Source organism: Aeromonas sp. QDB68 (assembly GCF_027707405.1).
GTDB lineage: Bacteria > Pseudomonadota > Gammaproteobacteria > Enterobacterales > Aeromonadaceae > Aeromonas > Aeromonas caviae.
Map to the genome: position 1 here is coordinate 1 of NZ_JAPCIQ010000053.1, position 8,148 is coordinate 8,148.

Consider the following 8,148-nt stretch of genomic DNA (forward strand, 5'->3'; position numbering starts at 1 on the left):
GTGTGTTTGGAGACAGCCAGTTTACCAGCACCCTGTCTGTCAACTTCCACTTCCCCAAGATCCCGCGAAGAACCTTTTTTCATGGGGGGAAGCGGGCAGAGCGCGGGGAGGGAAGGGGGCAGGGCGCCGCCCGGCAAGCCTTGCCGCCAGGAGGGCGCGCCGTTACAATCAGCCCCCTTTTGTCCCGCCACAGGCACCGTCAGAGCCGCGTTCCATGAAGCCCATCCCCGATCACGCCGTCAACCGCCTGCGCATCTGGCGCAAGAGCGTCTCGACCCGACCCTTTCTTGCCCGTGGCGGCAGCGTGCCACGCTGTGATGCCTGCCAGCTGCGCCACGACTGGTGTGCCTGCGACTGGCGCCCGGCGCTCAAGGCCGAGGCCGGTTTCTGCCTCATGATGTATGACAGCGAGCCCATGAAGCCCTCCAACACCGGGCGCCTCATCGCCGACGTGCTGCCGGACTCCACCTGGGCCTTTCTCTGGTCGCGTACCGAACCCCATCCCGAGCTGCTGGCCCTGCTGGCGGATCCCGCCTGGCAGCCCTACGTGGTCTTTCCCGCCTGCGAGAAAGCGCCCGACCGCCTGACCGGCGAGGTGGTACTGGCCCCCGGCAAGAAGCCGCTGTTCATCCTGCTGGACGGCACCTGGCCCGAGGCGCGCAAGATGTTCAACAAGAGTCCCTATCTGGACGGCTTCCCGGTGCTCGCCATCAAGCCGGATGCGCTCTCTACCTACGGCATGCGCGTCGCCCACAGCGACGAGCACCTGTGCACCGCCGAGGTGGCCGCCTGCGTGCTGGAAGTGGCCGGGGAGCTGCGGGCGGGACAGGCGCTGCAGCTCTGGTTCAATCTCTTCAGCAGCCGCTACATGGCTGGCCGGGTTAGCCGTGCACCCGGTGCTGATGAAGGGCCCCTGCTGGAGGGGCTGGAGGCCATCAAGGGCCAGAGCCGCGCTCTGGATTAATCCTCATCAGCAGCCGCTACATGGCTGGCCGGGTAAGCCGTGCGCCCGGTGAGGATGAAGTGCCCCTGCTGGAGGGGCTGGAGGCCATCAAGGGCCAGAGCCGCGCTCTGGATTAATCCTCATCAGCAGCCGCTACATGGCTGGCCGGGTAAGCCGTGCGCCCGGTGCGGATGAAGCGCCCCTGTTACAGAGGCTGGCGGTTATCAAGGCGCAGGCCCTCTCGCGGGCTGATTGATGAAAATAAGGAATTAGTTGGCTGCCATTGTTTCGTTGGCTTCATGAGCCCGCCCTCGCTAGGATAGCGACCTGTTGACTCCTTCAGGCTCCAGGCCATGCCGGGCGCCGCCAATCACACGAGGTCTATGGATGGAACTGGAACTGCTCACCCTGGTCGCCCTGTTCGGGGTGGCCCTCATCGCCGGCTTTATCGATGCCATCGCCGGGGGCGGGGGACTCTTGACGGTGCCGGCCCTGCTGGCCACCGGCATGCCGCCGGCCCTGGTGCTTGGCACCAACAAGTTGCAGAGCAGTTTCGGTTCCTTCTCCGCCACCTGGTTTTATGCCCGCAAGGGGCTCCTTGAGTGGGCCATCATCTGGCCGGCGGTCATCTGCACCTTCATCGGGGCGGCCATCGGCACTCTGGCGGTGCAGACCATCGATGCCGCCATCCTGGAGCGGCTGCTCCCCTTCCTGCTGATGGCGTTTGCCTGCTACTTCTACTTCTCCCCCAGGGTGAGCGATGCGGAGAGCCAGCGTCGCCTCACTCCCATGGCGTTCGCCCTGCTGGTGGGCGGGGGCGTGGGCTTTTATGACGGCTTCTTCGGGCCGGGCACGGGGTCGTTTTTTGCCATCGGTTTCGTGGCCCTGGCGGGCTTTGGCATGGCGCGGGCCACCGCCCACACCAAGCTGCTCAACTTCACTTCCAACATCGCTTCCCTGCTCTTCTTCACCCTGGGGGGCAAGGTGGTGTGGAGCGTGGGGCTGTGCATGGCGCTGGGGCAGTTCATCGGGGCGCGCATGGGCTCCAAGCTGGTGCTCAAGAAAGGGGTGAAGCTCATCAAGCCGCTGCTGGTGACCGTCTCCCTGGTGATGTCCGCCAAGCTGGTGTGGAGCCAGTACCCCGAGCTCTTTGCCTGGCTGGGCTGAGCCGATATCCCCCATGACGAGGGCCCGATCGCAGATCGGGCCCTCTTGCGTTTCAGCCCAGTGCCGTCAGTTGCCGGAAATGGGCTTGCAGCGCCTGCACCAGGCGGGCAATGCGATCGCGCTTGAGGCTGTTTGGCCGATAGACCAGGTGGAGCGGGCGGCCCAGTCCCGGCAGGGGGCGTGCCTGTGTCCCCTGCTCACCCACCAGCGCCAGCAGGCCGGCGGGCAGGAGCACGGGGCCAATGCCTGCCTTGGCCAGCTCGATCAGCGCCAGGTAGGAATCGAGCTCCATGGCGGGGATAAGCCCGAGGGCGGCCAGGGGCTCGCGCAGATAGCGGTTGGAGGGGTTCTCCAGATCCATGGTCAGGATCTTGCGCACCTTGCCCTGCATCCCCTGACTCACGTCGCCTTCAGCCAGTTGCTTGCTGGTCACAGTTTCTTGCAAGGCGCCCTGGTGATCCGGCTGCGCCGCCTCATCCAGAGCCTCCCCCACCAGATAGAAGGGCTCCTCCAGCAGCCGTGCGGCACACAGCCCATGGCCAGGCGGCAGGCGGCCGGCGCAGATCCCGAGCAGGGCATCCCCGCCGCGCACCCGGGCCAGAATGACCGGGGTGTGGTGGGTAGAGAGGGCAATGTGGGGATCCCGTTCAAGATAGGCGTGCATGAAGCGGGCGAGGTAGCCCGCCAGCAGGGTTTCGGAGCAGGCGATGGACAGAGGGGTCTGATCCGTGAGGATCTGGCTGTCCGCCAGCACCCCCTTCATTTCGGCGAGGCTCGGGGCTACCCGGGCGAGCAGTTCACGGGCCTGGGGAGTGAGGCGGATATGACGGCCATCCGGCTCGATGAGCTTCTTGCCAAGGCGCTGCTCCAGCTGGGCGATGCGCTTGCTGACCGCCGACTGACTGATATAGAGGCGGCTTGCAACCTTGGCCATGGTGCCCTCGCTTGCCAGCAGGCAGAGTGTCTCCAGCCCTTCCAGTAACATGCGTCCTCCCTCCTCGTGTGTTGGACGCGGTTACCTTAGGGGCTGGTGGCATCAGGGGCAAGTACCGTTTGCGGCCCTTGATAGCGGCCAGCGCCACGCCTTGACGGGGGGCGCGAAGATCACCAGGTTGCCAATGAGACTCACCACCACGCCGACGATGGAGACCGTCTGCCAGACAAAGCCTTCATAGAAGGTGGAGAGGGTGAGGGCCACCAGGGGGAAGAGCACGGTGGCGTAGGCCGCCTTGCTGGCACCGATGCGCCCCACCAGGGTGAGGTAGGCGGTGAAGGCGATGACGGAGCCGAAGATGGCCAGATAGACCATGGCGGCGAGGTAGCGCGGGTCGGTGGGCAGGGTGAGTGACTGACCGAGTACCGTGACCCAGCCCAGCAGCAGCGCCACGCCGTAGACCATGCCCCAGGGTACCATCTGCAATACGTGATAGCCCTGGCGCTGTCCCCGGGCGGAGACCAGGTTGCCCAGGGAGAAGCAGAGAGTGCCGGCGCAGGCAAAGAGCAAGCCCTTCCAGCCGTTTGCACCCAGTTGCGCATCCGCCAGCACCGGCCAGAAGAGCAGCAGGGTGCCAAGCAGCCCCAGCAACGATCCTTGCAGCCAGCGCAGGCCCGGTCGTTTACCCTCGAACAGCCAGAGATTGAGGCCGTTGAAGATACTGGCGCTGGCGAAAATCACCGCCGACAGACCGCTCGGGATATAGAGGGTGGCGTGGTAGAAACAGAGGAAGTTGGTGGAAAAGAGCAACGCGCCGAGCAGGGCTGCATAACGCTGGCCCGCCCAGGGCAGGCGCGGAAACTTGCCGCTCACCGTGAGCAGGGTGAACAGGGCCAGGGCCGCCAGGGCGAAACGATAGAGCACCGAGACCTCGATGGGGATGGGGCCGAGCTGCCAGGCGATGGCAATCCAGGTGCTGCCCCAGATGAGGACGGTGGAAACATAGAGCATCAGATTCATGGTGTGATCCCATCAAGAGAAGATGATGTGATCAGCATGAACCGGGAGGCGGGGTGCCGGCTTGCACCATCTTGCGGTTTTTTCAACGGAGGCGCAGCCTTTGACCATGAGGCGCGATAAGATGGCGACAGGAAAGGGGCGGGAGAGGGACGCAAGCGTGCAGCATGCCATGCAGCAGACAAGACAAACGGGGGTCTTTGATGCCCTGGTGAGCACCGGTGCCAGACTGGAGGACTCCTGCTGGCTGGAGCCCGGGCTCGGGGTGGCGAGCTGGTGCAACCGCTACGATCAGACCCGCTACCACAAGCCGGGCAACCACACCATCAGCGTCTACCTGCAGGGGGGCGAGCAGACCGAGCGGCTGGACGGCCCCGGTGGCCATGGTGGTGCCGGCAAGGTGTGCATCATGCCGGATCACCACAGGTCCGAGTGGTTGGTGCGCGAGGAGTTTCGCTTCTTCCACCTCTACTTCACCCCCGCCCACTTCACCCGCATCGCCGAGCAGGCGTGTGACAAGGAGGGGCGTCATCTGCAACTGGAAGACAAGACCTTCATCGACGATCCCCAGGCGGTGGCCCTGGTGCAGGGGCAATTGATGGAGCTGGACTGGCAGCACGGCATCGATCGCATGGCGCTCTCCCACGGTGCCTGGATGCTGATGCTGCACGCCTATCGCCATCACACCCGCGAGGCCCCGGCGCTGCCGGAAGTGCGCGGCGGCCTGGCCCCGGCCGTGGTGCGCCGGGTGCAGGAGTATCTGCAGGCTCACCTGGCCGAGCCGGTCACTCTGGGAGAGCTCGCCCGGGAGGCGGGTCTGAGCGAATACCACTTCGCCCGGATGTTCGGGCAGAGCCTGGGCTGTCCGCCCCACCGCTACCTGCTCGGGCTGCGGCTCAAGCGGGCCAAGCAGTTGCTGGCGGGAAGCGAGCCCCTGGCCAGCATCGCCGCCCAGTGCGGCTTCTCCTCCCAGGCCCATTTTGGCAACCGCTTTCGGGAGGCGTTCGGCCTGAGCCCGGGCCAGTGGCGAGCCCAGTTGTCATTCTCCTGTCACAGATAACCCTGAGACTCTGGGCAAAAGAGGTGTACCCTCTGTCTCTTGTCCATTGAAAGGAATGCCCATTGAATCATCGCAAACGTCAGACCCGTACTCGCCATCTCTGGTTCAACCACTGGAATGCCCCCCTCTATCGCGCCACCCAGCCGACGCCGCCCGAACCGCTCGTTCCTCACAGTTCCCGCTGAAAACGCCGTAACCCGATAGGATTTTTCCGGCAACTTTGCCACTATTGCGCCATCAGGATGGACTGGATATGGCCGCATGTTTCTGGAACGCATTGAAGTCAAAGGTTTTCGCGGAATAAATCGCCTCTCCCTCGGGCTGGACAACACCACTGTGCTCATCGGCGAAAACGCCTGGGGCAAATCCAGCCTGCTGCGGGCCCTCTGGTGCCTGCTGGGGGATGCCGAGCCCTATCAATTTGGTCAGGATGATTTTCATCGGCCGGAAGATCCCGAGCTCGAACCCTCGCGCACGCTGCAACTGGTGCTCACCTTCAGCGAGTATCGTCCCCAGATGTGCCAGCACTCCCGCCGTCTGGCCCGCCTCGGGGCGGCCTGGATCCCGCACAAGGACAAGTTCCACCGGGTGCATTATCGTGCCAGTGCCGAGTTGCAGGACGATGGCAGCGTGCTCACCACCCACGACTTTCTCGACGGCATCGGCAAGAGCCTGACCATCGACAACAACGAGGCGCTGGTGCGTCTGCTCATCACCATGAATCCGGTGTTCAGGCTGCGGGATGCCCGTACCGCCAGGGATGGTATCGAGCGGCTGCCCTGGGGGGATCTGTGCGAGCAGCGGCTGGACGAGCTGGCCGGCAAGCTCACCGATGAGCCCCAGCGCATCGGCGAGCCAGAACTCAAGGAGGCGCTGCAGGCGGTGCAGCAGTTGATGGAGCACTACTTCAGCGCCCTGGCGCCCATCAAGCACAAGCCTCGCAGCCAGCGGGATATCGTCAATCGCCCCATGACCCTGCGCAATCCCGGCAACCTGGAGGTGCTGCTGCGCAATGCGGACAACCGGGCGCTGCAACTGGCCATGGCGGGCATGGCGGCCATGCTGCTCCACGCCCGGGGCAACCGGGAGCTGGAGGAGGGGGCCAGACCCATACTGATGCTGGAAGACCCCGAGAGTCGCCTGCATCCCACCATGCTGGCCCTGGCCTGGGGTCTGCTGGAGCAGTTGCCCGGCCAGAAGCTGCTCACCACCAACTCGGGGGACCTGCTCTCCTCCTTGCCCCTCAATCAGGTGCGCCGTCTGGTGCGCCGCCAGCAGGACATCCTCTGCCATCAGTTGGGAGGGGAGCGCTACAGCAGCGACGATCTGCGCAAGATTGCCTTCCATGTGCGCATCAACAGGCCCATGTCGATGTTTGCCCGCTGCTGGCTGCTGGTGGAAGGGGAGACCGAGATCTGGCTGCTCTCGGAGCTGGCCCAGATCTGCGGCTACAGCCTGCGGGCGGAGGGGGTGCGCATCATCGAGTTCGCCCAGTGCGGCCAGGCCCCCCTCATCAAGGTGGCCCGGGACTTTGGCATAGAGTGGCACCTGCTCACCGACGGTGACGAGGCGGGCGCCAAGTATGCAAGCTCCGCCCGCTCCCTGCTCAAGGGGGAGCGCGAGCGGGATCGGCTGACCCAGTTGCCGGCGGCAGACATAGAGCACTACCTCTACCAGAACGGGTTCGAGGGGGTGTTCCGGCGTGAGGCGGGGGTCGGGGGGCGCTCCACCCTCAACGCCGGGCGCATCATCGCCAAGGCGATCCACCATCGCAGCAAGCCAGGCATGGCCCTGGCGGTGGTGGAGGAGGCGGAGCGCCTCGGCAGCGAGCACATTCCCCCTGTGCTCAAGCAGATGTTTGCCCGGGTGGTTGCCCTTGCCCGGGGACAAAGCTGACCGGCGACGTTGGGAAGACGGAGGGAGTTTGGATATACTCCCTGCCTCTTGTCCTTCCTTACCCTGTGATGGGTGCACCCGCACCCGGACTGCTGCCGGAGACCCTATGTTCGTCCAACTTCCTTTTTGGCTCTTTCCCCTGACCGGTCTGATGGCCCTGGGGGCCCTGATCGCTGTGGGGCTCGTCCTGTGGCGCGGGGATCTCTGCCCGGGCCAGCGCTCGCGGATCACTACCCAGCTCTTCTCGGTCTGGGTGATCACCGGGCTCTCTCTGATGCTGGCGGTGGAGGCCAAGGTTGCGGGCTGGCTCATCTGGAGTGGGGGGGCCGCCCTGGTGCTCGGTATCGTGCTCTCCCTGGTCCAGTCTCGCCTGGAGGGCAAGCGCGCCATCCCCGCCACCCTGCTGTGGTTGCCCGCCATGCCGCTCGCCCTCTACGGGCTGGGTCTGATGCAGATCCAGGGCTGGCTCGGCGGCCTGCTGCAGATGGTACTGCTGGGGTCGGCCTTTGCCCACCTGATGCTGCTGCGTGCCCGCCACCGCCTGCAAGCCTTCAATCTGCTGCTGCCCCTGGCGGGGCTCGTCTCCGCCATCCTGAGTCTTATCTGGCTGGCGGTGCTGGTGGGTTGGCAGGGGAGCAGCGCCGGGCTCGACCCGCTGATCCCCGGGGTAGTGACCCAGGCTGGCCTGCTGGTCGCAGCCCTGTTGCTCTGGTTCAGCCCCATCTACCGTCAGCAGGAGACGGCCCCCGTGGTGGTCTCCGTGACCCTGTGCGGCCTCATCATCGCCCAGATTGCGGCGACCAGCGTGTTGCACCAGCTGGCCTGATCCCGGCGCATTCTCCCGCCCGCACCTTGTCGTGCGGGCTTTTTTTATGGGAAAGAGGGTAAAGGCGGGGAGGGGCCTGAGGGGGAAGAGATCGCTAGCTGCCTGAAAAAACTGCGATTTGTTGCAAAAGAGCGCAGTATGTGACGGTTTAATCCCCGAATAAACTTTTTTTAGGATATTTACTTGCAATCTCAGCGTTGGCGCCTATTATGGGCGACCTCGGACGCGGGGTGGAGCAGCTCGGTAGCTCGTCGGGCTCATAACCCGAAGGTCGTCGGTTCAAATCCGGCCCCCGCAACCAACTA

General features: G+C 64.8%; 8 protein-coding genes, 1 tRNA gene and 1 pseudogene. 8 read left to right on the forward strand and 2 right to left on the reverse strand.

Annotated elements, in window-relative coordinates:
- The first annotated feature begins 214 nt into the window (after positions 1-214).
- From PG892_RS14670 to PG892_RS14680, 3 genes and pseudogenes are all read left to right on the forward strand, one after another.
- A complete protein-coding gene (locus PG892_RS14670; RefSeq protein WP_102948518.1) occupies positions 215-964 on the forward strand; it encodes a tRNA-uridine aminocarboxypropyltransferase in 750 nt (249 codons plus the stop codon).
- A gap of 2 nt (positions 965-966) precedes the next feature.
- A pseudogene (locus PG892_RS22660) lies at positions 967-1,080 on the forward strand (DTW domain-containing protein); the annotation flags it as partial.
- Between the two features lie 250 nt (positions 1,081-1,330).
- The gene (locus tag PG892_RS14680) at positions 1,331-2,110 is read left to right on the forward strand and encodes a TSUP family transporter (RefSeq protein WP_010674863.1); all 780 of its coding nucleotides are present in this window, start codon (positions 1,331-1,333) and stop codon (positions 2,108-2,110) included.
- A 52-nt stretch (positions 2,111-2,162) separates the two neighbouring features.
- On the opposite strand, the gene PG892_RS14685 is transcribed toward PG892_RS14680, so the two are convergent.
- Both PG892_RS14685 and PG892_RS14690 read right to left on the reverse strand, forming a co-directional pair.
- On the reverse strand, positions 2,163-3,095 hold the full coding sequence (locus PG892_RS14685; RefSeq protein WP_223917104.1) for a LysR family transcriptional regulator: 933 nt from the start codon (positions 3,093-3,095) through the stop codon (positions 2,163-2,165).
- A gap of 51 nt (positions 3,096-3,146) precedes the next feature.
- Positions 3,147-4,064: a DMT family transporter gene (locus PG892_RS14690; protein ID WP_010674861.1), complete on the reverse strand. Its 918-nt coding sequence runs from the start codon at positions 4,062-4,064 to the stop codon at positions 3,147-3,149.
- 169 nt (positions 4,065-4,233) lie between these two features.
- Between PG892_RS14690 and PG892_RS14695 the strand changes: the two genes are divergently transcribed.
- From PG892_RS14695 to PG892_RS14715, 5 genes are all read left to right on the forward strand, one after another.
- Positions 4,234-5,121: a helix-turn-helix domain-containing protein gene (locus PG892_RS14695; RefSeq protein ID WP_223917106.1), complete on the forward strand. Its 888-nt coding sequence runs from the start codon at positions 4,234-4,236 to the stop codon at positions 5,119-5,121.
- A 62-nt stretch (positions 5,122-5,183) separates the two neighbouring features.
- A complete protein-coding gene (locus PG892_RS14700) occupies positions 5,184-5,306 on the forward strand; it encodes a hypothetical protein (RefSeq protein WP_256094327.1) in 123 nt (40 codons plus the stop codon).
- A 76-nt stretch (positions 5,307-5,382) separates the two neighbouring features.
- The gene (locus tag PG892_RS14705; protein ID WP_270825534.1) at positions 5,383-7,017 is read left to right on the forward strand and encodes an ATP-dependent endonuclease; all 1,635 of its coding nucleotides are present in this window, start codon (positions 5,383-5,385) and stop codon (positions 7,015-7,017) included.
- 106 nt (positions 7,018-7,123) lie between these two features.
- Positions 7,124-7,843: a hypothetical protein gene (locus PG892_RS14710; protein WP_010674858.1), complete on the forward strand. Its 720-nt coding sequence runs from the start codon at positions 7,124-7,126 to the stop codon at positions 7,841-7,843.
- Positions 7,844-8,067: 224 nt separating this feature from the next.
- A tRNA-Met gene (locus PG892_RS14715) sits at positions 8,068-8,144 on the forward strand.
- The last annotated feature ends 4 nt before the right edge of the window (positions 8,145-8,148 follow it).